At 45.6% G+C, this 23,093-nt stretch carries 24 protein-coding genes; 13 read left to right on the forward strand and 11 right to left on the reverse strand.

Features of this window, described 5'->3' with window-relative positions; all coding sequences use genetic code 11:
* Positions 1 to 226: transposase (locus tag QT979_RS22895; RefSeq protein ID WP_333311777.1), on the forward strand; the 226-nt coding region annotated here is incomplete at its 5' end.
* A gap of 86 nt (positions 227 to 312) precedes the next feature.
* Here the strand turns inward: QT979_RS22895 and QT979_RS22900 are convergent.
* From QT979_RS22900 to QT979_RS22925, 6 genes are all read right to left on the reverse strand, one after another.
* Complete coding sequence (locus QT979_RS22900) at positions 313 to 1,461, reverse strand: beta-glucosidase (RefSeq protein WP_333311778.1); 1,149 nt, start codon at positions 1,459 to 1,461, stop codon at positions 313 to 315.
* A gap of 144 nt (positions 1,462 to 1,605) precedes the next feature.
* On the reverse strand, positions 1,606 to 3,489 hold the full coding sequence (locus tag QT979_RS22905; protein WP_333213283.1) for a glycoside hydrolase family 2 TIM barrel-domain containing protein: 1,884 nt from the start codon (positions 3,487 to 3,489) through the stop codon (positions 1,606 to 1,608).
* Between the two features lie 198 nt (positions 3,490 to 3,687).
* The gene (locus tag QT979_RS22910) at positions 3,688 to 4,044 is read right to left on the reverse strand and encodes an STAS domain-containing protein (protein ID WP_333213282.1); all 357 of its coding nucleotides are present in this window, start codon (positions 4,042 to 4,044) and stop codon (positions 3,688 to 3,690) included.
* Between the two features lie 109 nt (positions 4,045 to 4,153).
* The gene (glf, locus tag QT979_RS22915) at positions 4,154 to 5,404 is read right to left on the reverse strand and encodes a UDP-galactopyranose mutase (protein ID WP_333213281.1); all 1,251 of its coding nucleotides are present in this window, start codon (positions 5,402 to 5,404) and stop codon (positions 4,154 to 4,156) included.
* A 123-nt stretch (positions 5,405 to 5,527) separates the two neighbouring features.
* Entirely contained in the window at positions 5,528 to 6,829 is a 1,302-nt protein-coding gene (locus tag QT979_RS22920) for a glycosyltransferase family 1 protein (RefSeq protein WP_333311779.1), read from the reverse strand.
* 835 nt (positions 6,830 to 7,664) lie between these two features.
* A complete protein-coding gene (locus QT979_RS22925; protein ID WP_333311780.1) occupies positions 7,665 to 8,702 on the reverse strand; it encodes an aldo/keto reductase in 1,038 nt (345 codons plus the stop codon).
* 422 nt (positions 8,703 to 9,124) lie between these two features.
* Between QT979_RS22925 and QT979_RS22930 the strand changes: the two genes are divergently transcribed.
* Complete coding sequence (locus QT979_RS22930) at positions 9,125 to 9,526, forward strand: fasciclin domain-containing protein (RefSeq protein WP_333213277.1); 402 nt, start codon at positions 9,125 to 9,127, stop codon at positions 9,524 to 9,526.
* A gap of 116 nt (positions 9,527 to 9,642) precedes the next feature.
* On the opposite strand, the gene QT979_RS22935 is transcribed toward QT979_RS22930, so the two are convergent.
* Positions 9,643 to 9,873: a hypothetical protein gene (locus QT979_RS22935; RefSeq protein ID WP_333226460.1), complete on the reverse strand. Its 231-nt coding sequence runs from the start codon at positions 9,871 to 9,873 to the stop codon at positions 9,643 to 9,645.
* 112 nt (positions 9,874 to 9,985) lie between these two features.
* Between QT979_RS22935 and QT979_RS22940 the strand changes: the two genes are divergently transcribed.
* Positions 9,986 to 11,140 (forward strand): GTP-binding protein, encoded by a 1,155-nt coding sequence (locus QT979_RS22940; RefSeq protein ID WP_333213293.1) that lies wholly within the window; start codon positions 9,986 to 9,988, stop codon positions 11,138 to 11,140.
* A 177-nt stretch (positions 11,141 to 11,317) separates the two neighbouring features.
* Complete coding sequence (dtd, locus tag QT979_RS22945; protein WP_333213276.1) at positions 11,318 to 11,773, forward strand: D-aminoacyl-tRNA deacylase; 456 nt, start codon at positions 11,318 to 11,320, stop codon at positions 11,771 to 11,773.
* Positions 11,774 to 11,965: 192 nt separating this feature from the next.
* On the opposite strand, the gene QT979_RS22950 is transcribed toward dtd, so the two are convergent.
* Positions 11,966 to 12,250 carry a hypothetical protein gene (locus QT979_RS22950; protein WP_333226462.1) on the reverse strand — a complete coding sequence of 95 codons (285 nt, stop codon included), beginning with the start codon at positions 12,248 to 12,250 and terminating at the stop codon, positions 11,966 to 11,968.
* Between the two features lie 43 nt (positions 12,251 to 12,293).
* On the opposite strand from QT979_RS22950, the gene QT979_RS22955 reads away from it, so the two are divergent.
* The 4 genes from QT979_RS22955 to QT979_RS22970 all read left to right on the forward strand — a co-directional run bounded on the left by QT979_RS22955 (position 12,294) and on the right by QT979_RS22970 (position 16,073).
* Complete coding sequence (locus QT979_RS22955) at positions 12,294 to 13,532, forward strand: HetZ-related protein (RefSeq protein ID WP_333213274.1); 1,239 nt, start codon at positions 12,294 to 12,296, stop codon at positions 13,530 to 13,532.
* 528 nt (positions 13,533 to 14,060) lie between these two features.
* Positions 14,061 to 14,954, forward strand: coding sequence for a DUF2382 domain-containing protein (locus QT979_RS22960; RefSeq protein ID WP_333311781.1), 894 nt, complete (start codon positions 14,061 to 14,063; stop codon positions 14,952 to 14,954).
* A gap of 88 nt (positions 14,955 to 15,042) precedes the next feature.
* On the forward strand, positions 15,043 to 15,258 hold the full coding sequence (locus QT979_RS22965; RefSeq protein WP_333213272.1) for a hypothetical protein: 216 nt from the start codon (positions 15,043 to 15,045) through the stop codon (positions 15,256 to 15,258).
* Positions 15,255 to 16,073 carry an ion transporter gene (locus QT979_RS22970; RefSeq protein WP_333311782.1) on the forward strand — a complete coding sequence of 273 codons (819 nt, stop codon included), beginning with the start codon at positions 15,255 to 15,257 and terminating at the stop codon, positions 16,071 to 16,073. Before QT979_RS22965 ends, QT979_RS22970 begins: the two co-directional genes overlap by 4 nt.
* Before the next feature lie 18 nt (positions 16,074 to 16,091).
* Here the strand turns inward: QT979_RS22970 and QT979_RS22975 are convergent, their stop codons facing one another.
* The 3 genes from QT979_RS22975 to QT979_RS22985 all read right to left on the reverse strand — a co-directional run bounded on the left by QT979_RS22975 (position 16,092) and on the right by QT979_RS22985 (position 18,822).
* The gene (locus QT979_RS22975; RefSeq protein ID WP_333311783.1) at positions 16,092 to 17,060 is read right to left on the reverse strand and encodes a TIGR03885 family FMN-dependent LLM class oxidoreductase; all 969 of its coding nucleotides are present in this window, start codon (positions 17,058 to 17,060) and stop codon (positions 16,092 to 16,094) included.
* A gap of 192 nt (positions 17,061 to 17,252) precedes the next feature.
* Complete coding sequence (locus QT979_RS22980; protein WP_333311784.1) at positions 17,253 to 18,104, reverse strand: DUF1206 domain-containing protein; 852 nt, start codon at positions 18,102 to 18,104, stop codon at positions 17,253 to 17,255.
* Positions 18,105 to 18,315: 211 nt separating this feature from the next.
* Positions 18,316 to 18,822, reverse strand: a complete 507-nt coding sequence (locus QT979_RS22985; RefSeq protein ID WP_333311785.1) for an AI-2E family transporter — start codon at positions 18,820 to 18,822, stop codon at positions 18,316 to 18,318.
* 194 nt (positions 18,823 to 19,016) lie between these two features.
* Here QT979_RS22985 and QT979_RS22990 point away from each other — a divergent pair, with 194 nt between their 5' ends.
* The 5 genes from QT979_RS22990 (at position 19,017) to QT979_RS23010 (ending at position 23,053) form a co-directional block, all read left to right on the forward strand.
* Complete coding sequence (locus QT979_RS22990; protein ID WP_333311786.1) at positions 19,017 to 19,877, forward strand: formate/nitrite transporter family protein; 861 nt, start codon at positions 19,017 to 19,019, stop codon at positions 19,875 to 19,877.
* A gap of 93 nt (positions 19,878 to 19,970) precedes the next feature.
* Complete coding sequence (locus QT979_RS22995; RefSeq protein ID WP_333213267.1) at positions 19,971 to 20,585, forward strand: hypothetical protein; 615 nt, start codon at positions 19,971 to 19,973, stop codon at positions 20,583 to 20,585.
* Positions 20,586 to 20,826: 241 nt separating this feature from the next.
* Positions 20,827 to 21,867: a hypothetical protein gene (locus tag QT979_RS23000; RefSeq protein ID WP_333213266.1), complete on the forward strand. Its 1,041-nt coding sequence runs from the start codon at positions 20,827 to 20,829 to the stop codon at positions 21,865 to 21,867.
* The gene (locus tag QT979_RS23005; RefSeq protein WP_333213294.1) at positions 21,836 to 22,063 is read left to right on the forward strand and encodes a hypothetical protein; all 228 of its coding nucleotides are present in this window, start codon (positions 21,836 to 21,838) and stop codon (positions 22,061 to 22,063) included. The genes QT979_RS23000 and QT979_RS23005 overlap by 32 nt, the downstream gene beginning before the upstream one ends.
* A 150-nt stretch (positions 22,064 to 22,213) precedes the next feature.
* Complete coding sequence (locus tag QT979_RS23010; protein WP_333213265.1) at positions 22,214 to 23,053, forward strand: hypothetical protein; 840 nt, start codon at positions 22,214 to 22,216, stop codon at positions 23,051 to 23,053.
* Positions 23,054 to 23,093: the final 40 nt, after the last annotated feature.

Consider the following 23,093-nt stretch of genomic DNA (forward strand, 5'->3'; position numbering starts at 1 on the left):
GAAAATAGCGTCAGAGATGCCGAATCTAATCATAGAGTTTTTGCCCAAGTATAGCCCTGACTATAACCTAGTTGAATTAGTATGGCATTCCGCAAAGGAATATGTTGCTAATAGATTATTTGAATCCATTGAAAAACTAGAATCACTGTTACATAAACTTTTAAATGAAGGAGAATTAATTATGAAATGGAACCGAAAAATCAAAAACAAAGGTAACGCGAGTTAATGCAGTTTAGATGTCGAACAGCTTATTAATTAGATTAACAACTTAAGGTGCGCCGCAGCGCACCCTAAAGAATTAGATCGCAGCTATCAATCCTGCGACTTCAGCAAGGGTTCAATCTGCTGCCTTTGAAACTGCAATTCATCCGCCAAAGGCTGGTAAATTTCCCGATCGCCCGATTCATTGCAATAATCCCACAAACCATTGTAACAGTGCCTGTCGTCGTCCCAACCCGGATGGTTAACAATCGGATACAAGCAGATTCCCTCGATCGGAACTCCTGCTTTCATCGCCGCCATTACCTCGGTGCACACATAATTAAACCAGACAGGTCTAAAATCGTCTTCAGTGCCTGTTTCTGCTACGAATAAGGGGCGACCGTAGCGCTCAAACACTTCTTGCAGCATTTCGCGAAACGGGCGGTACAGCGTATCGGTGTATTTCATGGGCTCTTCATTGTGAATCCACTGATTGCGATCGTAATAATTCACCCCAATAATATCGAGATATTTTTCCTTGCCGCCGAGTTCCGGGCGAAAGCGTCCAGCCAACATATCCCAAGCTTGATATTGAGATAAGCGATAACCTTCCGCCGCGTCCCGATCCTCCGGTTTTTCAGGGTCAGCAATAATGTTAATTGTGGGGTCGATTTGAACGATGCGGGTGCGGGGATTGACTTCCCAAACAGATTCTATCGCTGCGATCGCAGCTTTGATTAACTGGACTTTTAGCTCGTCTCCCCGCCCTTTTGCAAACGGATTGATGTAGGCGACATCGCCGCCGGCCCAAGCAATAAATGAAATTTCATTGACAGGTGTCACGAAAGGTGTTTGGTCGGTTTCCTCAGTTAGCACTTCCATAAAAGCGCGCACCATGCTGGCAAACCTGGACACAAATTCGGGACTGAAAATATCAATATCGTCGGGCCAACCGTAGTGAAACAAATCCCAAATTACCTGCATTTTCATGTCGCGGGCGGCCCGGATAATTGGCAGGGAACTGGAAAAATCGTATTTTCCGGGTGTCTGTTCAATTAAGTGCCAGCGGAGGCCTTCGCGGACTGTATAAATGCCTTTTTCCTGCAAGCGTTGGTAGTCGGCTGCTACAAATTTATCGTGGCCGGTGGCGGCTGTGACATCGAGACGCTTTCCTGATAGCAATTTGTGGGTGGAACATTCAAAGCCGCCCATGAAAAAACTTTGAAACATCAATCGAATGGGTAATGGGTCATTGGGCATTGGGCATTAGGCATTGGGCATTGGGCATTGGGCATTGGGCATTAGGAATTTAGAAATTGGTAATTGTTAGCAATTAACTAATAACTAATAACTAATAACTAATAACCGATCCCCCATGCCCCATGCCCCATGCCCCATGCCCGATTAGCACTGAGTAATAGCTTGCGGCTGTGAACTTTCTTCGGGAATATCCCAGCCGAGAGTTGCCGCAGCCATCGTCTCTAGGGGAAATTTGGGAGTGCGATCTGCATACAGCAAACCGTTAGCTTCTTGGTAAGTATCGGTTAACTGCGTGTAACAAAATCCACTGAACATTTCCACTTGGTTTACCACCTTCAGCAGCGCGGTGTAGCGCCTTTGCAGTTCCTTCGTGTCCCATGCGCGCACGTAGCCCCAAACCCTGTAAAAATCGGGGTTTTCGTGGCCGGCGCAGGCGATGCCACCGAATTCTGTCAGCATCATCGGCTGTCCTTGGTGCGGGTGGCCGTCTAGGGTGAGGATACGCCCGCCCGGACGCCCGCGATCGAACAAATCGGCTAGCTGAACTTCGGGCCCGTAGCGCTTAGCTAGGGTTTGCGGGTTGTTGTCATAGTCGTGAATCGCCAGGATGTCGGTATCGATGCTTTCCCAGCCGTCATTACCGATGACGGGGCGAGTCGGATCGAGGGTTTTGGTTAAGAAATACAGCGCTTGCACGTAGTTGCGGTGGGCTGCGGCTTCGACTAAATTCGGAACTCCCCAAGATTCGTTGAACGGTACCCAGACTACGATACAGGGGTGGCTGGCGTCGCGGTCGATGACTTCTGTCCACTCCCGCGTCAGCCGTTGTACGGCTTTGGGAGTGAAGCGGTAGGCGCTGGGCATTTCTTCCCAAACTAGGAGCCCCAGCACATCAGCCCAGTACAAAAATCGGGGGTCTTCGATTTTTTGGTGCTTGCGGACGCCGTTGAAACCCATTGCTTTGACTAATTCGACATCGTGGCGCAAAGCTTCGTCGGAAGGGGCAGTCATCATGGTGTCGGGCCAGTAACCTTGGTCGAGCACCAGTCGCAAATAGTAGGGGCGGCCGTTGAGCATGAAGCGATCGCGCTGGATGCTGACAGTCCGCATCGCGGTATAAGATTTTACCTCGTCGAGGAGTTTGCCGTCGGCCCACAACTGTACTTGAGCGTTAATTAACGTAGGTTTTTCGGGACTCCACAGCAATTCGTTGCGGTAGTCGTCGATACCAGGGTCCGAGAGGGCGATACGGCGGTGGATTTCGCCGTTGATGACTTCGTAGGTGTCGTTGACTAGCAGCAAACAGCCGATCGACAGTTTGACTTTAATCTGGATTCCCGACTGGCGATCGCCCGCGACAAACGCTTCAAAACCGATTTCCCAGCGTTCAAACTGCGGGGTCCAGCGGATGCGCTCGATATAAGTGTGAGGCACCAATTCTACCCAGACTGTCTGCCAAATCCCGGTCGTGCGCGGATACCAAATACTGTGGGGCTCTATTTGCCAGTCTTGCTTGCCGCGCGGTTTCTCCAAATCTTGCGGGTCGTCCTGGGCCCACACTGTCACCCGCTGCAGCCCGTTGAGGTTCACAACTGCTGTAATGTCTGCGGTGAAAGGAGTGTGTCCGCCTTCGTGTTCGATGACAAATTGACCGTTCACCCAGACGCGGGCGCGGTAGTCTACGGCCCCAAAGTGGAGGAGAACTCTGCCTTCTGTGTGGGGTACGTCAAATTCGCGTTCATACCAGCAGTTGGCGTGAAAATTCGTGTCGCCGATCCCGCTTTTTGCCGATTCTGGAGCAAACGGAACTTCTATAGTGTGAGTCCACTCAGAAATATCGATCGGCTGCACGCAGTGGCCCGCGTCATCGTAAGCAAACCTCCACGGACCATTGAGACAAATCCAGTTGCTCCGGCGCAGTTGGGGGCGCGGATAACCTGTTTTCCGTCCTTGAACTGTCACCTTACTATCAAGAGTTGCAGACTCTTCTATCTCACAATTTTCTAGTTCTCTACCTAACCAACTCATCGGCACATCTACCCAAAGTTATATTTATAGGTTAGCGACAATTACCCCCACTTTGACAAGTCTTTTGCTGATTAATTTGCAAAAGTTCTGCCTATTAAAACAGCCTCATCTGAAGACTCTCTTGTGCTGAAGTCATTAGTCAGAAGAAAAAAGAATAAACCAGGAAGATTTTTCCTGTCTCCCTCTCCCCCTCTCCCTCTAGCTAGCAAGACTTTGCAAACCTCCTAACGGTTCAGTTAGCTCACTTTTAAAAGAAAATTCTTCTGCAAACGGCAAACACTGAAATATTTGCTGTAGTCCCGTGAGTTCAAAGAGAATTCTAACTTGTTCGCTCATGGCAGAGATCAAAAGTATACATTCGCTGTCTCTCACTAATTTCACGATCGCCACTACAGCCATTAACTCGGAATTTTTCAGGAAATTTATTTTTGAGAAATCCAGCATCAGAATTTTGCCACCGCTTTCAATGAGGCGCTGTATTTCTTTCTGAAACTGAGCAAATTGAGAAACTTCCAAAACCTCATGAGACAAAACAATTTTAACTAGAACGTTCATTTTCACCTCAAGGCTTGTTTGAATTATTAAATAACTTTTGATAAAAATCTAGTAAGGTGCTGATTGAGCACCTTACCTTTTCTTTTTACCAGGAACTCGCAACTTCCAGCTACTTGCTAACAGATTGGCCGTTGCCGTTGCCGTTGCTGTTGCCGTGGTTGACAGCAGCGACTTCTAGAGAAGCTGCTGCGGCTGGGCGATGGGAAACTCCATTGGATGTGCTGACATTAGAGACAGAAGCGTTAACATTTTCTACCAATTCAATCACCGGCTTGGTAGTAATTTGTTTGTAAGTTGTCAGAGCTTGAGCGACCACTTGATCCATGTTGTAATACCTGTAAGTCGCCAGCCTTCCCACGAAAGATACTCCCGGAGTTGCATCAGCCAAAGCCTTATATTTCTTGTAAATTTCGGCATTTTCGGGACGCGGAACCGGGTAGTAAGGGTCTCCCTCAGCTTGCGGGTATTCGTAGACAATGCTAGTTTTTAGATGCTCTTGTCCGGTGAGGTATTTAAACTCGGTGCAGCGAGTATATAAATGCTCGTTGGGGTAATTTACCACCGGTGCTTCTTGGTGTACGGCTACGTTCAGTGTTTCGTGCTTGAATTCTAAGGAACGGTAAGGAAGTTTGCCGTAGCAATAATTGAAATAGGAATCGACTGGCCCGGTGTAAATCATTTCTCCGTAAGGGATAAAACCCTCAATCTCCCGGTAGTCGGTATTCAGCATCACCTTGATGTTTGGGTGAGAAAGCATCTTTTCAAACATCCGAGTGTAGCCGTGCAGCGGCATTGCTTGATAGGTATCGGTGAAATAGCGATCGTCCCGGTTAGTGCGAGTGGGTACGCGCGCAATCACTGAGTTGTCGAGTTCCGACGGGTCCATGCCCCACTGTTTGCGGGTGTAGTTGCGGAAGAATTTCTCGTAAAGTTCGCGACCGACTTTGCTGACAACGACATCTTCGGAAGTGCGAATGTAATCCTTTGGTTCTGCTACTTTCGCGAAGAAATCTTCGACTTCAAATGAGGTGAGATTCAGTCCGTAAAGTTTGTTTACGGTGTTGAGATTGATCGGAATTGGCAGCAGTTGACCGTCAACACTGGCGAGGACTCGGTGTTCGTAAGGTCGCCACTCGGTGAAGCGCGAAAGATACTCGAAAACAGGGCGCGAATTGGTGTGAAAAATGTGGGGGCCGTATTTGTGTACCAGGATGCCGTGGTTGTCGTAGTGATCGTATGCGTTGCCGCCGATGTGGTTGCGGGTATCAATTATCAGGACTGTTTTTCCGGCTTCATTTGCTAGTCTTTCGGCAATAACGCTACCTGCAAATCCGGCTCCGACGATTAAATAGTCAAACATTGAAACACCTCTGATTGTGGGTAAGGGTAAGGAATAATTGGTAATTGGACATACAGCGAGGAGTGTTGAGTGTTAAGTTTTGAATCCGTAAAGTGTAACTCTTTCACTTCAACCTCAACCTTCCTAACTTAAAACTTTCATCTTGGCTTCGGCTTTCTGCCGTTTCTCGTCGATCGCACTTTCGATCAACCCCAGCATTTCGCCCCAGGTATTGTCCCAAGAATTGTCTGCTAAAAAGGCGTCTACTTCACTCAGCCACTTGGTGTGAACGTCCGAACTTTCGCTGAGGATTTCTTCGGCACAAGCAACGAATTCTTCAGAATTGCTAGCAATCCGAACCAAGCCGTTTTCTCCGTACGGCCGCACCACGTCGCGGATAGGAGTAGAAATCACCGGTTTTCCGGCAGCGAGGTATTCTGGAGTTTTCGTAGGACTAATAAACTTAGTTGATTCGTTGATCGCAAAAGGCAGCATGGCGATATCCCATCCGCCAAGATACGCTGGCAGTTCTTGATAAGATTTGCCGCCGAGATAGTGGATATTTGGGTGAGTTGGCAGAGTTGTCGGATCGATTTTCGCCACCGGGCCAATGATGACTAAATGCCAGTCCGGCCTTGCTTGGGCAATGCCCCCCAGCAGTTCGATATCCATGCGTTCGTCTATGACGCCATAAAATCCCAAACGCGGGTGAGGAATGTCTTTTTGATCCACCGGTTCTTGTGAAAGATTCCTGGCTGTCGCAAAGTGTTCTTTTTCGATGCTGCTGGGGAAGGCGTGAATGTTTGGGTGCTGATGCTGTTTAGCTTCGTAAAGGTTGTGTCCCCCGGTAAATACTACGCTAGCGCGCTTTAATAATTGGTTTTCATTGGCTTTTAAATCCGGGTGCGCGCCTTGGAATGCTGACAGTTCATCCATGCAGTCGTAAACTACAGCTAGCGGCTTTAAGTGGTTTGTGAAACTGACAGCCATTGGTGTGTAATACCAGAGGATGTAGTGGCTAATTTCGGCCGATCGAAACAAATCATCTAGCATGGCTTGTTGAGCAGTTTGTGCTGTTGCTTCGCTGATTCCTTCGCTCAGGTGCGGTACGATTACCCAGACTCCGCTTTCGTGGATGCTGACATCAAGCCACCAATCTTTAGCCTCGCTCAAAATTGGTTCTTCTACAAAGAAGACGCGACGACTTTTCGCACAGCGACTCAAGAGATGTTGCGGACGCTGATAGACAAAATTCCACCGCAGATGAGACAGGCAAACTAAATCTGGTGCCTCTAAAGCATCAGCTTTTGATAAGTTGGCGCGCAATGCGGCCGATGGAGCAAATTGAGAGAGTGATTTGGCTGGATCTATAGAGGTAAATCGGATCTCCCATGCTCGACTTTTATTGCTATACTTATTGTTTACTGAGTTTTCTGGGGGCGACATATTAGCCTCTGGAATTTGTCAATGAAAATTTGTCAGTTAAAATTTGTCAATAGGATATATTTCTCAGCATTGTCTTACTGAAAGTCGAAAGCATAAATCTGAGAACATTTATTGACGAGCAAGCGCCGCATTCAGGGAGCCAAACAAAGAAACTGTTTTGCTGCGGGAAAACACGCTTATCTGCTTTTTTCAGAATTGAAACTTGGAGATAAGTTAATATTGTTAGACTTGCTATTGTTGTTAAATGTAACCCAGTTTTTCTGCCCTAACTTCTATCTGAAGGATGACTTTTCTCTCAGGAGACACCTAGGTTGTATGCGGGGTTGCAAAGCCCTTAAAATGCCGATCTACCTTGTAAAATGACTTTTAACTGGCAGGTACGGGGTGAAAAAAGAGCGAGTTTTATTGCTTTATTTGAAGATGAGACAAAATTTGCCATCCAGTTTATGTTGCTTTTTGATTTGACAAACCTTGCTTTTTTTTAACTCATCCGATCGCTAATTAGGAAAATTTGTATCCTAATATACAGATAATTAGCAGACATTTATGACTTCCGATAGATTAACAATTGACAGTTTATAGAGTGGGGTTAAACTCACCGGAGAGTACCTGTCTCAACAATAACAGAGAATCCAGGCAACCGCAATGATAAACCTAAGATTTTGCGCGAGTGTGTGGCAAGATACCAAGGTGATAACATTTGTGCTGTGGGCGTCAATTTAACGTCGCGCCCACAGCACAAATGTCAATCATCCCTCTAAGGGCGGGTTCGCCGATATCTGCTATCAAACGCCAAATATCCACGTAAACCCGCGGCTAGAAAATAGCAGCAACTTTACAGTCGGCTGCTGTCAATTTTGGCGATTCCTCCTCCAAAGGCAAAATCTTGCACTGTCGAACTCTTTAAGAAATCGTGAGGGAAACCCAATTCAATTGCGCTTACTTTGTCTAACTGCTGCATTTGTTCGGGGGTTAATTCAAACTCCAAACAAGCGAGATTTTCCTGAAGTTGCGAGAGTTTGCGCGAACCCACAATCGGAATAACTTGGACTGGCTGTTGTCGCAGCCAATTTAGGGCTACTTGAGAAGCAGGTTTGCCAATTTTGGCTGCTATTTTGCTAACTTCATCAGCAATTTTGAGGTCTCGTTCGTTAATTTTTCCCGATTCAGGTGAATTCAGCCGTTTAGCTTCGCTGGCTGTTTCTGAAGTGTTGTATTTTCCTGTCAGCAAACCGGCTGCTAGGGGACTCCAAGCTGTGACGCCAATATCAAAGGCTTTTGCCATAGGGATCAAGTCCCGTTCAGGAGTTCGCTCTTTTAAAGAATACTCGATTTGCAAGCCGATAAATGGTGTCCAACCGCGCAGATTGGCGATCGTATTTGCTTGAGAAATAATCCAAGCCGGCGTATCGGAAATTCCTATGTAAAGAATTTTACCGGCGCGTACCAAATCGTCAAAAGCGCGCATTACTTCTTCGACGGGTGTGGTAAAATCCCAAGCGTGCAGCCACAGCAAATCTATGTATTCAACTTGCAATCGCTTCAAACTTGCCTCTACTGCTTGTACCATATTTTTGCGGTGGTTGCCGAAACCATTGATTTCGCCATTCTTCATGTTGAGGCTATACTTAGTTGCAACTACCCATTTTTCGCGATCTGCTGCGATGAACTCACCAACATATTTTTCGCTAGTACCGTTGGTGTAGAGATTCGCGGTATCAATGAAATTGCCGCCCGATTCTGCAAAGGCGTCGAACATTTTACGGCTTTGGTCGTAGGAACTCCCCCAGCCCCACTCTTCCCCAAAAGTCATGGTTCCGAGGCAGATTTCGGAAACGCGAAGTCCGCTGTGACCTAGTAGTTTATATCTCATGTCACCCTTCTGCTAATTAATGGTTGTTAACAGTTTAGATCGGGATTTCCCCAACTGTTGCCATCAGTCGGGTGGCTGGCTTTACGAGGCCTTAGTGCTGTGCTTAATGTTTAATGTTTTGCCAAGTCAATCAAAATGCCTTAGCTTCCCGGGCTCTGGACGATCGCCCCTGCGTTTACTTTAAACAGCGCGCAGGGGCGATCGTCTTATTAATGTATTTAGGATTACATGAATAAATAAAAATACAGTAAAACAGCCAAAGAAATATCTACCTTTAGATAGGTATTTTAGGAAAAGAGTTAAAAAAAAATGCTATCTTAAATAAGCAGAAAACCAGACAGAACTACAGAAAAAATTAATGTAGCTAAATTAACTTTTTAGCGTTATAGTGATTTATAGATTACACAAACTAGGTGACTCACTTGGCTGATATTGTTGATACCGCCGTTTCGGCTGGATCTTTTACAACCCTAGTTGCTGCTGTCAAAGCTGCTGGTTTAGTAGATACTCTTAAAGGCGCTGGCCCCTTCACTGTTTTTGCGCCTACTGACGAAGCTTTTGCTAAGCTTCCCGCAGGTACTGTAGAAGCACTGCTTAAGGACATTCCTAAGCTCAAAAAAATCCTGACTTATCATGTCGTTTCTGGCAAAGTTATGGCCGCTGATGTGGTCAAGCTGAAATCTGCCAAGACAGTTGAAGGTTCTGAAGTGAAAATTGATGCTTCCAACGGCGTCAAAATCAATGATTCTACCGTTACAACAGCCGATGTTGCTGCTGATAATGGTGTCATCCACATTATTGATTCAGTCTTGCTTCCTGCGTAAGCACAGACTTAGATAGCGCAATACTATCTTGAGGGCGGTGGCTGTTGTTAGCCACCGCCCTGTTTTCGTTGATAGTTGAGGTTTCAATATTTTACGCAGGTCGATAATTAAAATTATTATAGAGTAGCGGGAATTTGCCGATCGCACTGGGCTTGATTCGGCCCCAAATTTGTCGCTGCTGGATTTACCTGGAACACAGCTTGTAGGCTAACTGCCACAGGTACTCTGGAAAAAAGTTTATCAAAGAAATAAAAAAGTGCGATCGACCGCCTTAGCAATTGCCGATAATTAGCGGCCCACTTATTTTGCACTATCGGGCTGATTACCGGTTGATGCGTAGATACCATGCCACCAAACCCAACATTTATCCGAGAAACTGGGTTTACCAGGCCTTGTCCTAATTAAGATACAATAAGAGCCACAAAGAAAGTGCGATCGACATTATTTGACATTCAAGCTATGCAATCTACAACTCAGTCCGAGACAGAACTGGCGATGGAAGCTCCCAAACACGGATTGCCCGTTACAATCATTACAGGATTTCTCGGCAGCGGCAAAACAACCCTGCTCAACCACATCCTGACCAATCAGCAGGGTTTGAAAACAGCAGTTTTGGTAAATGAATTTGGCGAAATCGGTATCGACAACGAACTGATTGTCACTACCGACGACAACATGGTTGAGCTGAACAACGGCTGCATCTGCTGCACTATTAATGAAGATTTAGTTAATGCAGTTTACAAAGTTCTGGAACGTCAAGAAAATCTCGATTATCTGGTAGTTGAAACAACCGGACTCGCCGACCCGCTGCCAGTAGCAATGACTTTTTTAGGCACAGAACTGCGCGACCTGACTCGTCTCGATTCGATAGTTACAGTAGTAGATGCAGCCAACTACAGCTTAGATTTGTTCAACTCTCAAGCAGCTTACAGTCAAATAGCTTACGGCGATATAATTATCCTCAACAAAACTGATTTGGTTGAAGAAGCAGATTTAGATTTGTTGGAAGTTAAAATTCGCGATGTCAAAGAAGGTGCTCGAATTCTGCGAACAGTAAAATCGCAAGTTCCCCTACCGCTAGTCCTCAGCGTCGGATTGTTTGAATCTGACAAATATTTCCAATCTGAAGAAACTCCTAGCAATCACGAACATCACGACCATCACGACCATCACGAACATCACGAACATCACGACCATCACGAACATCACGAACATCACGACCATCACGGTCACGAACATCACGACCACGGCCATCACGACCACAGCCATCACGACCACTCCGACCATTTAGAAAATGACGGATTTACCTCAATTTCTTTCCAGAGCGACAAACCGTTTTCTCTGAGAAAATTTCAATATTTCTTAGACAAACAAATGCCAACAAATGTGTTTCGCGCGAAAGGGATTATGTGGTTTGAAGAAAGTCCCAAACGGCATATTTTTCACTTGAGTGGCAAGCGATTTACGATGGATGACGACGAGTGGAAAGGCGATCGCAAAAACCAGCTTGTTCTCATCGGTCAGGGTTTGGATACCGAGACTTTGCGATCGCAACTCGAAAACTGTCTTTGTATGCCTTCAACCAATCGCGGCAAAGGTTTTGGGAAAAACTAAAGGTTGAAAATTAAGCAGAACAGAGGTGTACTGGCTAGAAACCCGGTTTTTTCGTCGAGATTTCGCGGTGACAACCAAGATTTATCCGATAAACCGGGTTTTTTTTCATAATTCTTATTAAAAAGGTAAGTTTACCTTTTGATTTTTAGTTTTAAATTTAAGCATTTCTAATTTCCCATGCGACTCATCATCCAGCGAGTAAAATCATCTCAAGTAGAAATTGAAGGTCAAATTGTCGGCAAAATTGGCTGCGGACTTAACTTGCTTGTAGGTATTGCAGACACCGACACCGAAGCAGAACTCGATTGGATGGCTCGCAAATGCCTGGAATTGCGTTTGTTTCCCGACTCTGCCGGGGATACCGGGCGCTGGAACAAGTCCGTACAAGACATCGGCGGCGAGTTGCTGGTTGTCAGTCAGTTTACGCTCTACGGGGACTGCCGCAAAGGTCGGCGGCCTTCCTTTGACCGAGCAGCGGCTCCTGAAAGAGCCGAAATTTTTTATGATAAATTTGTCGAAAAGTTGCGCCAGAGCGGCTTAAAAGTCGAAACAGGCTTGTTTGGAGCGATGATGCAAGTCTCGATCGAGAATGACGGGCCGGTGACTTTGGTATTAGAGAAAGAATCAGGGTGAATTGTTGGCAAACAAAGCTCTCTGTGCTTCTTTCTGATTCCTTCTTGCTTCTTGGATAAGATCAAATTTTCAGATTAACCGGGTTTCCTAACTGCTGTTGCGTAGGTTCTGAAGACATTGCAGATAGCTACACTCTGCCAAGTCTCGATTCCACAATCTCTAACGGCCAAAACCGCCTCAAATAGCCAGTTATTAGATTGTCCACTCAGCGGCCTCGCAGCACCCTCCATTTTCCTGGCGATCGCCCCACGCACATAACAGCTCAGAATGCTTGTCAAGTAAGGCTTTAACGGCAATAAAACCAATCTTCCACAGCCAGCGATTAGAATCAGATTCAGCAGCCAAAAACTGTTGCATGAGAGAGTGGAACACTGGCATAACTACGGTTATCTCTACTTCCGTAACATTCAATGTATAGAGAGTTGAATCAGCACAGCAAGCGAAACCGCCAGCAACTGCCACCTCACTCTCTGACAAATGTCCTTGCACACCCGCTGTGCCCTACCACCCGATAAACGCCATGACTCTCAAAGCTGCCACCAACACCGTCAACTGCAACACCGCTTCTGACATCAACAGCATTCCGGCTGCATCCAGCGAACAAACCGCCGAAATCAATACTCTTCCCAGCATCGATATCCTCGCTTTGGCTAACTTCGCCCTCAAAGAATTGCAAGGGGAAATGAAAACTGCCAGCCGTAGCGCTCAAGCAGTGGCGATGCGGATTGCTAAGGAAGTCGAACGGATTTGCCAAAAGAGCGATCGCATCCAAATTTCCGGCGAAGTTGAAGCTTGGCAAATCACCTTGGCGGAGCACCGGTTGCAAAAAACCCTGCAATACTACCGCCTCGGTTCCAAACAAGGCCGCGTCGAACTGCATTCTCACCTCGCGGCTATGATTTACCGCCATGTTGCTTCTTTCCGATCGAACTTGAACTTCCAAGCTCGCTACAACATGATTGAAGACTTTTTGCAAGGCTTTTACATCGAATCTCTGCGAGCTTTCCGCCGCGAACATCAACTCGATGTCACCTACCAGCCCCGCACGCAGCTAGAATTGGCTGAGTACATGGCTTTTACCGAGCACTACGCCAAGCGCCAAATTGGTTTGCCCGGCCGCAACCGCCAACGCCTGATCGTGTTGCGCGCTCAAGGATTTGCCAAGGGTCAGCCTCCCGAAACTGCGATCGACATTGAAATGGCTGTAGAGTCGGGCAAGGGAGAAGATGCGGAAATGTACAGCCGCTCTCCGGCGCTGCAACAAGTGCGCGAGCAAATGGTATCGGAAACTGTCGATCCGGCTGATGCTGTGTTGCGCGATCGAGTAGTCTCGGAATTGATCGCCTATCTGGAATCGCAAAATCAGCCAGAATGCGTGAATTACTTAACTTTAAAATTGCAAGACCTTTCGGCTTCGGAAATTGACCGCGTGCTCGGTTTGTCTTCCCGCCAGCGCGACTACTTGCAACAACGTTTCAAGTACCACGTCGAAAAATTTGCCCGCACTCAAAATTGGAAACTCGTCCACGAATGGCTGGGTGCTGATGTCGATCAAAAGCTGGGAATGACTTCAGACAAATGGGAAGCATTTCGCGCTCAACTTGCGCCCGAAATGCAGCAACTGTTAGAAATGAAGCGGAATCAAGAAAGCGACAAGGCGATCGCCACCGCGCTCAAATGCACTCCCAAACAAGTCCAAAAACGCTGGGCGCAACTGTTGGAGCTGGCTAGCCAGACTCGCAACAGCAACCAAGCTTAAGTGGTACTCAAATATGAATGCAACTGTTTTCTTGAGACTGGAAAATGCGATCGGGTGCGGCACCTGCACAGGACTGCCCGCCCCGGCGTCTGCTCTCAAATCAACAATCGCTGCTACTAAATTATCGCCGCTTTTTGGCAAATTCAATTTATTAAAACAACATTACTTTTTTGAATATCTTTCGTTCCCTGGTTAGGCCGGGGAATTTGTTTTTATTAGTTATTAGTTATCAGTTATGGAAAATTGCTTGCTGAAGAGGCGGCATTGCATATATTCATAATAATAGTTAAACAGAGGGAGTAGTATAACAAAGGCAAAGTTGTTCAAAGTTCAAATTGCGAAACTTGAGGGAGCGGAAGATGGATAAAAAATGAGAATTCATCTATCCAGAGACAGAAAAAAATTAAAATAAATATACTCATCGTACTATTCTGTTTTATTTAATACTTCATAAGAAGGAAGCATCAAATTTGAGTTATATCTAAAATGGAGGCATAAGTTGATGTAGATAGAAAGGGAAGGATTCCTATGTTACTTTACAAAATTGAAGATTTTAATCCCCACTACCGCGAAGCGGCTTTTAATGGCGAAGATATCAAAGGCCTGGATATCTATGCTGGAAATACAGATGAGAAGATTGGCTCCATCGATACCGCGCTAGTTGATGAGACAGGACGTTTCCGATATTTTGTTGTTGACACAGGTTTCTGGATTTTTGGCAAGAAGGTATTAGTTCCAGTTGCTCTTTGTCGAGTGGATGTTGATGCAGAGCGCATCTACGCGACGGGTTTGAAGAGTAAAGACCAAGCAGAAAGACTACCCAGGTATGAGGATGGGATGGTAGTTGATTACGATTATGAAGAACAAGTGCGGGGTGTTTATCGTACTCTAACGGTAGAAGGGTCTGCACCTGTAGAAGCATCATTGCCTGTAGAAGCATCTGCACCAGTTTCTATGCCGCATTCTGTCTCTAACCAAGCTAGGGCTGCTGGTTATGATCGCAACACCTACACTTACGAACAAGAGCCTCAATTGTATCAGATGAACGAGCGCGAGCATCACAAATTCCGACTCTACGAAGAACGACTGGTTGCAGAAAAAAGCCGTCACAAAGCTGGCGATGTAGCAATTGGCAAGCGAGTAGAAACCGAAACGGCACGAGTTTCAATTCCCACAGAAAAAGAGCGAGTTGTAATTGAAAGTATAACTCCAGGGACGGCAGGTGCGCCCGTAAATCTGGATACTCCATTCCAGCAGGAAAAGGTGATGCGTATGGAAGTTTACGAAGAAACTGCTGATATCAAAAAAGAAGCTTTCGTGCGCGAAGAAGTTAACATCAGGAAAGAAGTTGAAACGGAGATTGTTGAGGCAGCGGAAACACTGCGTCGCGAAGAGTTGGACGTGAAGAGGGAAGGACGTTAGAGTGGGAATGAATTTAACAAGGGTTTGTAGTTAGTTGCGCTGTCTTCGCCCGCATGAGCTGGGTCAGCTAAAAAGCTGGTAGGATACTTTGTTTTTAGGATGGTTTGGTCCAAGGGGTGCGGCAGCAGTTTTCTATGCCATGCTGGCGCTACGTAAAACGGGATTAGATTTAGATTGGGTCATTGGTTGCCTAATTTTTTGCGCGTCAATAATCCCCCACGGCTTTACTGCTGTGCCGGTGGCGAAAGCTTATGCTAAAATGCAGCGTAAAAGACTAACTTTTAATGATTTGGTAGGTAAATGAACAACCCCAACCTAGCCGAAAAACAAGCCATAGAACAAGAGCAAGGCCAGATTTTGCAACAGCTAGAAGATTGGCTGGAAGCTCCCATGCTGGTGCTGGCATTTGTGTGGCTAGCCCTATTTATTATTGAATTAACTTGGGGATTAAATCCACTGCTAGAAGTCGTTAGCACTACTATTTGGATTATCTTTATTGCCGATTTTCTAGTTAAATTTGCCTTGGCTCCCCGCAAAATTTCCTATATTAAAAGCCATTGGATAACGGCTTTTTCTCTGCTGTTGCCTGCTTTGCGTACCTTGAGGATTGTACGAGTGGTGCGAGCATTCAAAACAGCACGGGCTGTGCGAAGTTTGCAGTTGTTGCGAGTTATGACTGGTACGAATCGAGGGATGCGGGCATTAGCTGCGAGTGTTAGCCGTCGCGGATTTGGTTATGTCGTAGGACTAACGATAATTATTACCTTGGTAGGTGCAGCAGGGATGTATGCTTTTGAAAAAGATATCGCCGATGGTTCCTCCGGGTTAAATAATTACGGCACAGCCTTATGGTGGACCGCAATGCTAATGATGACAATGGGTTCGGAATATTGGCCCAAAACGCCAGAAGGTCGCATACTTTGCCTTGTTCTGGCACTCTATGCGTTTGCGGTTTTTGGTTATGTAACTGCGACCATCGCCACATTTTTTATTGGTCGCGATGCAGAGGATGACGAAGCAGAATTAGCAGGAGGGAAATCAATTGCAGCACTTCAAACTGAAATTGCTGCCTTGCGGGCTGAGATGCAGCAATTATTAAATCAGAATTCAAAGTCTTGAATTAGGTAGATGCCAAGATCAATTTTTTGTCAGCGCTGGCACTACTTTTTCGCCAAATACCTCAATAAACTGCTCTTGTTCTCGGTTAACGTTGTGCAAAATTAGTTCATCAAACCCCAATTCAATATCTTTTTGCAACCACTCAATATGCTGCTCTTGGTCTGCCGATATCCGGACGTGTTGATATAACTCCTCTGGTTGCACAAACTCCCCGGCCGCATCAAATTGATCGGGTGTTATCAGTTCTGTCAGCATTTTACTTTTGAAGATGTTACTACGCCATTGATGATGAGCACCTTGTAGTGATTTCTCTGCATTACTGTCATAGGAAAGCTGCACTTTCAAAATCATTGGTTTCCCTTCTCCACCACCGCGACGAAACGCATCGACGACTTTTTTTAACTTTTCAGGTGGGCGAGAAGTAGTAATTAATCCATCTGCCCAACTGCCCAACCATTCTGCGGTTTCTGGGGTAACTGCCGCGCCGATAATTAATGGGAGAATTTCCGGGCGGGTATAAAGTTTTGCATCTTCTACGCACACTAAACCGCGATGGGTGACGGTTTCTCCTGCCCAAAGGGCGCGGATAATATGGACACATTCTTTGAGGCGCGTGTTGCGATCGCTCTTAGTAGGCCACTTATCCCCAGTAATATGTTCGTTCAACGCTTGACCGCTGCCAACCGTTAGCCAAAAACGATTGGGAAACATTTCTGCCAACGTTGCCACAGCTTGGGCAATAATAGCCGGATGATATCGCTGTCCGGGAGCGCAAACAACCCGATAGGAAAGCCTCGGCGTTGCTTGCATTGCTGCACCCAACCAAGACCAAGCAAAACCACTTTGTCCTTGCGCTTCACTCCAAGGATGAAAGTGATCGGAAGAAAGGGCATGGGTAAAGCCAGCTTGTTCTGCCATTTTGACATATTTCAGCAGTTCGCTGGGCTTAAACTGTTCGTGGGAAGCATGATAACCAATTTGTGCCATCAGTTTTTAGGAGTTTTGAGTTGAGTACGGGCGGTGCCCCCGTGCTCGCCCTGAGTTTTGAGTTAAAATCTCCAGACTTATAAAGTATGTGATTTTATCAGGACACCTTGTAAAATTTTTTAGCTTTGAGTTAGATAAGTTCTTAATTCAAAAAACTTGTTGTACTCAAAACTCTCTGTATAACGGGCAAGCTTATGAACGCAAAATTTTCCGATAGCGAGCTTCAATTACCGAGTAGATGCCATAGGCAATTAAACCCACAGGTACTAGAGCCAAAATCACTGGACTAAAAGGCTGTTGTGCCAGAATTCCCAACACATCGCCCAATCCCTTCGTTTGACTGGCATCCGATAACCTTGCTGCTTGAATTAAGAAAAAACCGATTATAACGAAAACAATTCCACGGGCAGCAATTCCGAATCGACCCAACCGTGTCGCCCAAGTTTGCTCGGTTTGGCTCATTTCATCTAGCTTGAAATGGCGACGAAATTTGGCTTTATATGCTTCGTAAAAATAAGAAAATCCTACACCAATAACAATTGAGCCTGCCAATCCTACCAGCCATTGTCCAAACGGTTGCGCTAAAATTTGGGCTGTCAAATCTTCGGTTGTATCGCTCTTACCACCGCCCGAACCCATTATCAGTTTTACAGCCGTTAAAGCCAAACCTGCATAACCTAAAGCACTTAAGGCGTAGCCAATGCGTTGGGCTATGCGCTTGGCATCCATTTTCTGTCCTTGGTGTTCTGGGTCGAGAATTGTCTGAACGATACGCCAAAGGGCATAACCAATAATGCCAATCGTTACAAGAAATAGCAGAAATTTACCGAAGGGTTGGTTAACAATTTCTGATAATGCACCGCTAGTATCTGTTGTCCTGCCGCCCATACTAAAGGCTGCTTGTGCTGCTAAAAAACCGACAATAAAGTAAACTAAGCCTTTGGAAGCATATCCCAATCTTGCCAGTCGCTCAAACCAGGGATGAGAAGCTGCCTGTCCAATTGAGTCTTTAATGCTGTCGGTGGGTGAGTTTTCCCGTTTCATATTTTTTATACTTTAGTTGTTAACGACTGCTGGCATAGGCAATGGTGCATTCCTTTCCAGTTAACTTAGTTCTTAAACAAACGATTTATATTATCATTTATTAATCTAATAATTACTTTGTTTAGAGATTTTTGTCATCTGTCTTGAGCGGGAGTCTCATCGGTTGATTGATTAATAAACTTCACATTAATTGGGCTTGACAAATATAGCTTTATGGGTTATTAACTGGCTCTGATGGAGCAGTCTGCCAGGGGTCTAGTATATCTTTGATTAAAACTTCTTTAACCCAGATTTGAATAACAATTAGAATTGGTAGCGCTAAAAATAATCCCAAAAAGCCAAATAAAAATCCGAATGCTGTCAAGAGAGCTAAGGTGTAAGCGGGAAGCAGAGATACCTGCTTTTCCCTAATGATAGGTGTGACCAAGTTGCCTTCAATTTGTTGAATAGGGAAATCAAGCAACAACACCGCGCCTGCTTTTGAAGGCAAATTTAATAAAGCCAGCAGCAGCGGGGGAATTACGCTTAACATTGCGCCAATATAGGGAATTAAGGCTAATAGGAATGCTAGAAGCCCGTTCACAAAAGGCAGTGGAACTTGCAAAACAAACAAACCAATAATGCTGGTAATACCAATAAAACTCATGCTTAATACAACGCCTGCCAACCAAACACCTCTGTATGGGAAAGATTGTGCAAAATTAAAGCAAATAGCCAAATATCTTACTTAAGATATATTGCTTTTACCTTGAATTTTAAAATCACCCAACTTAAGATAGATGCTGCACTGCAAGTTTTTCTCTAAAGAGACTTTTTAGAAAAATCCAAAGCTCATTCTCAGGTTAGGGGCGTGGCTATTGTTTAGTTTGTATGCTGAAAACTAGGAAGTTCATATAATTTAACGAGAGCGAGATGACACAAAATTGCGATCGAGCCAGCCAAGCAATAGAATTGCTGGGTCAACAAAAGTTGGAACTAAGCGATCGCGATCGTGAAGAGATCATTGAGCGCATCCGTCCCACTGCCTTAATCATTCACGAAACGATTAGGGTTGAGGGTGAAAGTGAGTTGTGTCGTCCAGTTTCAGCCCTAGCTTGGTCTGGATTAGCGGCAGGACTATCTATGGGATTTTCCCTGGTGGCTCAAGGTGTACTCCAAGCAAATTTACCCCAGCAATCTTGGAGTTCTATCATTGTCAGCCTTGGGTACAGTATCGGCTTTGTCATCGTAGTGATGGGGCGTCAGCAGTTGTTCACTGAAAATACCTTGACTGTCATTCTGCCTTTGTTAAACGATCGCAGACGCAAAGTTTTTATGCGAGTGCTGCGATTATGGGGAATTGTCTTAGCAAGCAATTTGTTAGGTTCATTCATATTTGCCTCAATAGTTGCACAGGTTGGAGTCTTCCCGCCTGAATTTCAAAAAGCGTTTGGTGAAATAGGTTTAAAAGTTATCGATGGAGGATTTTGGATAACTTTATTGCGGGCTATCTTTGCTGGTTGGTTGATTGCTTTAATGGTCTGGCTTCTCCCCGCCGCTGAGTCTTCCCAACTCTGGGTAATTGTTATCATCACTTCCCTGGTTGGGCTAGGTGAATTTCCTCATATTATTGCCGGATCGGTGGAAGTTTTCTATGCCGTGGCAATTAAAGCTGTTTCGTGGCCAGAATATTTTGGCAAATTCATGATACCTACTCTAATTGGTAATATTTTAGGTGGAGTTACCTTGGTTGCTGCCTTAAACCATGCCCAAGTTGCTCAAGATGACCTCTAGAAAATGAACTCAAATAAACCACAAAAAGGGCATGGAAAACTCTGATTTTTTAGAGAAGTCGGGAATGTGTGATCTTAAGATAGACGGAGAGGGATGATGACTACAAACTGGCGTGGCTATAGAGTTACAGCTTGGGTAGGACAGGCGTTATTAACAATAGCAGTAATAGCTGCTCTTAGTCAGGGAAAATGGCAAAATGCCTTGGGTTTAGCTTTATTCTTAGTAGCATCACTGGTGTTTGTGGTGATGGACGATCGCTTGCCAACGCTGTTTGATTTCCTGTTTGTGCTTGCTGCCTTACTCAACGCCGGAGGCTGGGTTTTCGGACTGTTTTACCAACCGGGGCTTTATGATGAAATTGTTCATGCTTTCACGACTTTTGCCGTGACTTTAGCATTGAGTTTTTTAGCGTACAGTTCAATGCTGACTATTTTTCGTAACCATAAAATGCTGTACTTGCTAACAATAACCAGTTTTGGGATTGCAATTGGTGCTTTGTGGGAAGTTGCCGAATGGACGGCTGGTATTGTTCTCTCAACCGAAGTGATTGAGAGCCTGAATGATACGATTATTGATTTGATTATGGATAGTTTTGGAGCTGCAATAGCTGCCATAACTAGCTTATGGACGTTGCAAGAATGGATGCGCCCCAGTGCGACAGTGGGGAATCAAGCATCTATCGCCAATAGTCCGAGCGATCGCACTTAACTCGCAAATTCATTATTTTTTACTCAAACATCTTTCATCAGATAGATATTTTCTTATTGCCTCCGACAGATGGCAAGCTTTTGAGAGTTGAGGTTAAATAGATATATAAGCAACGTTTTGAAAGAATGTAGAACGTAGAACACAGACAATCGACCCTTAGCAAAAGTAAAAATTTAATAATTAATTGAAATTTTCACATTATTACTGCAAGAGGTTGGTTGTTTCGATTTAGGAGGATTTTATGAAAATAAAATCATTTTCAACGGCAATTGGACTGGTTCTGTTGGGTTCAACCCTTTATTTACCGGAAATTGCTCAAGCTAGTCTCAAACCCTCTATCCAAGTAGCTCAACGAAGAGTAGTCGGCTCGGATATTGACAGTTTTACCGCATATCCAGTACAGCGATTAGAGCCAGGAACTGAACTATTTTTCGTGTTGCGAGGAGTCCCGTATTCGAGGGCTACCTTGACTATCCCCAATGCAGTGCAAAATCTGCCGATGCGGGAGGTTCAACCGGGAGTCTACGAGGCAAGCTACATGATTCGCGAGGGCGATCGACTTTCCGAAAATACAGTTGTGCGGGCCAATTTGCAACAAGGCGATCGCATCAGTAGCACCCGCTTGCAACAACCTTTAGTTGCTCGTTATAACGATCGCCGCTTTCAATCTTTGTCTATTAACCGCTTCACTGCTCGATCCGTACAGCAGTTAGCTCCGGGAACCACGCTCAATTTCAAATTGCTCGGCACTCCCAACGCTACAGCTAATTTCTCCATTGAAGGAGTTGCTTATAACATCCCCATGCGGGAAGAATCCAACGGCGTTTACACAGGGGAATATACGATCCGCAGCCAAGATTATTTCCCCCCTGCAGGTGCGGCGGTTACTGCTAGTTTGCAGTCGGGAAATCAAGTTATTCGTTCCCGTTTAGATCGAGAGCTAATTGCTGGCGATGATGGCAGTTCCAACACTGCCGAAATCCCGCTAGAAATTATCACTCCCGAAGAAAATGCTCGCGTCAGCGGGACTGTTGAAGTGGAAGGACGCAGCGCCCCAAATGCGACAGTTAATGTCAACGTTCAGGCTACCTCTTCTGTGGCAGGTTTGTTTGGAGTTGAACGAAATATCCTCGAACGCACAATTCGGGCGGATGAACAAGGTAAATTCAGTTTTGCTTTTAAGCCGACCATTTCTCTACCAGGAACCCGATACGAGGTGAATCTCAGTTCTAGTAGAGGCGATCGCACCAGTGAAGAAACGTTGGTACTGTTTCAAAATTGAGCAGCGACTCGCGACTATTTGCCCGCCCAAAGTCGGGCATACTGAATCCCGAATGCTAGCAGGTAAAGCAGAAATTGTTCTGCACAATCTACCAACGCCTTTGACTGTCACAATGGTGCGCGAAGATGGAGGGCTGCTGAAAGTTAAACCGATGTCTAGTTATGAAACAGGGATGGTAGCAGTTTCCAGAGATTAAACGAGTAACTTTGATCGCAATCAAGGGGTTTTAAGAATTCAACCTGATGGTTAACTCTTTTTGAATTCAGCAATAAAAAGACCGGGTTTTGAACACAAATTCATTAGTTTCATCAACAAAATACACAGAAAAAATCAAGGAGGTTTTTCAATGGTTAATAATCGTTTGAACAATTACACTCAAAAGCTCTCGAATGCTAAGGGAGGAGCGATCGCACTCGCACTAGCAGCTATGCTGCTTCCGGCTTGTACTACCCCACAGCGGCAAGCAACGGCACCTGTACCTGCACCTGGAACACCCGGTTCGGTTGCCACGACTACCGAGAATGTGGTTGATAACACAGCACAACTGCTTGGCAAAACTGTCACCATCAGAAGTGAACCAGTCAAAAAATTGGGGCCATCGACCTTTACAGTTAGCGATCAGGAGTTTTTTGGCAGCGAACCGATTTTGGTTGTCAATGCCACCGGCAAGCCTTTTGTGCTGCCGGCTGAATCAGGTCAAGAAGTTCAAGTAACGGGAACAGTTCGCAATTTTGTCCTTGCAGATATTGAGCGCGAGTACAAATTAGGCTTAGAGTCAAACTTGTACGCCGAGTACGAAAGTAAACCTGCGATCGTTGCACAATCGATGGCGCTAGCCCCCACACCGGGGGAACTCACCTCAGACCCCCAAAAATACTACGGCAAGACACTGGCGGTCAGCGGTGAAGTCGAAAGCCTCAGAAGTCCAAACTCGTTCACCTTGGATGAAGACAAATTAATTGGCGGACAAGACTTGTTAGTGATACACACAGTTCCACAACCAAGCGTGCGAGAAGGTGAGAAGGTTGCCGTAACCGGCGAGTTGCGTTCGTTTGTCCTCGCTGAACTTGAGCGGGACTACGATCTGCAATGGGATTTGACCTTGAAGCAGAAGCTAGAAGCCGAGTATACCAACAAACCTGTCTTAGTTGCTACAGGAGTATATCCCTCCGCGATTCCTGAGTAACCAATAGACCTCTCTCATAACTACTGCGGGGATTAGGGGG

Origin of the sequence: Microcoleus sp. w2-18bC1, from assembly GCF_036700365.1 — a bacterium.
Classification (GTDB): Bacteria; Cyanobacteriota; Cyanobacteriia; order Cyanobacteriales; family Microcoleaceae; genus Microcoleus.

What these genes read in the sequence shown, in the direction of transcription:
- QT979_RS22970 (WP_333311782.1), top strand. Translation starts at nt 15,255, where the DNA reads ATGAACAACCCCAACCTAGCCGAAAAACAAGCCATAGAACAAGAGCAA.
- QT979_RS22900 (WP_333311778.1), bottom strand. Translation starts at nt 1,461, where the DNA reads ATGCCCAATGACCCATTACCCATTCGATTGATGTTTCAAAGTTTTTTC.
- QT979_RS22960 (WP_333311781.1), top strand. Translation starts at nt 14,061, where the DNA reads ATGTTACTTTACAAAATTGAAGATTTTAATCCCCACTACCGCGAAGCG.
- QT979_RS22910 (WP_333213282.1), bottom strand. Translation starts at nt 4,044, where the DNA reads ATGAACGTTCTAGTTAAAATTGTTTTGTCTCATGAGGTTTTGGAAGTT.
- QT979_RS22980 (WP_333311784.1), bottom strand. Translation starts at nt 18,104, where the DNA reads ATGAAACGGGAAAACTCACCCACCGACAGCATTAAAGACTCAATTGGA.
- QT979_RS23010 (WP_333213265.1), top strand. Translation starts at nt 22,214, where the DNA reads ATGGTTAATAATCGTTTGAACAATTACACTCAAAAGCTCTCGAATGCT.
- QT979_RS22995 (WP_333213267.1), top strand. Translation starts at nt 19,971, where the DNA reads ATGATGACTACAAACTGGCGTGGCTATAGAGTTACAGCTTGGGTAGGA.
- QT979_RS22935 (WP_333226460.1), bottom strand. Translation starts at nt 9,873, where the DNA reads ATGGTATCTACGCATCAACCGGTAATCAGCCCGATAGTGCAAAATAAG.
- QT979_RS22905 (WP_333213283.1), bottom strand. Translation starts at nt 3,489, where the DNA reads ATGAGTTGGTTAGGTAGAGAACTAGAAAATTGTGAGATAGAAGAGTCT.
- QT979_RS22925 (WP_333311780.1), bottom strand. Translation starts at nt 8,702, where the DNA reads ATGAGATATAAACTACTAGGTCACAGCGGACTTCGCGTTTCCGAAATC.
- glf (WP_333213281.1), bottom strand. Translation starts at nt 5,404, where the DNA reads ATGTTTGACTATTTAATCGTCGGAGCCGGATTTGCAGGTAGCGTTATT.
- QT979_RS22975 (WP_333311783.1), bottom strand. Translation starts at nt 17,060, where the DNA reads ATGGCACAAATTGGTTATCATGCTTCCCACGAACAGTTTAAGCCCAGC.
- QT979_RS22990 (WP_333311786.1), top strand. Translation starts at nt 19,017, where the DNA reads ATGACACAAAATTGCGATCGAGCCAGCCAAGCAATAGAATTGCTGGGT.
- dtd (WP_333213276.1), top strand. Translation starts at nt 11,318, where the DNA reads ATGCGACTCATCATCCAGCGAGTAAAATCATCTCAAGTAGAAATTGAA.
- QT979_RS22920 (WP_333311779.1), bottom strand. Translation starts at nt 6,829, where the DNA reads ATGTCGCCCCCAGAAAACTCAGTAAACAATAAGTATAGCAATAAAAGT.
- QT979_RS22955 (WP_333213274.1), top strand. Translation starts at nt 12,294, where the DNA reads ATGACTCTCAAAGCTGCCACCAACACCGTCAACTGCAACACCGCTTCT.
- QT979_RS22940 (WP_333213293.1), top strand. Translation starts at nt 9,986, where the DNA reads ATGCAATCTACAACTCAGTCCGAGACAGAACTGGCGATGGAAGCTCCC.
- QT979_RS23000 (WP_333213266.1), top strand. Translation starts at nt 20,827, where the DNA reads ATGAAAATAAAATCATTTTCAACGGCAATTGGACTGGTTCTGTTGGGT.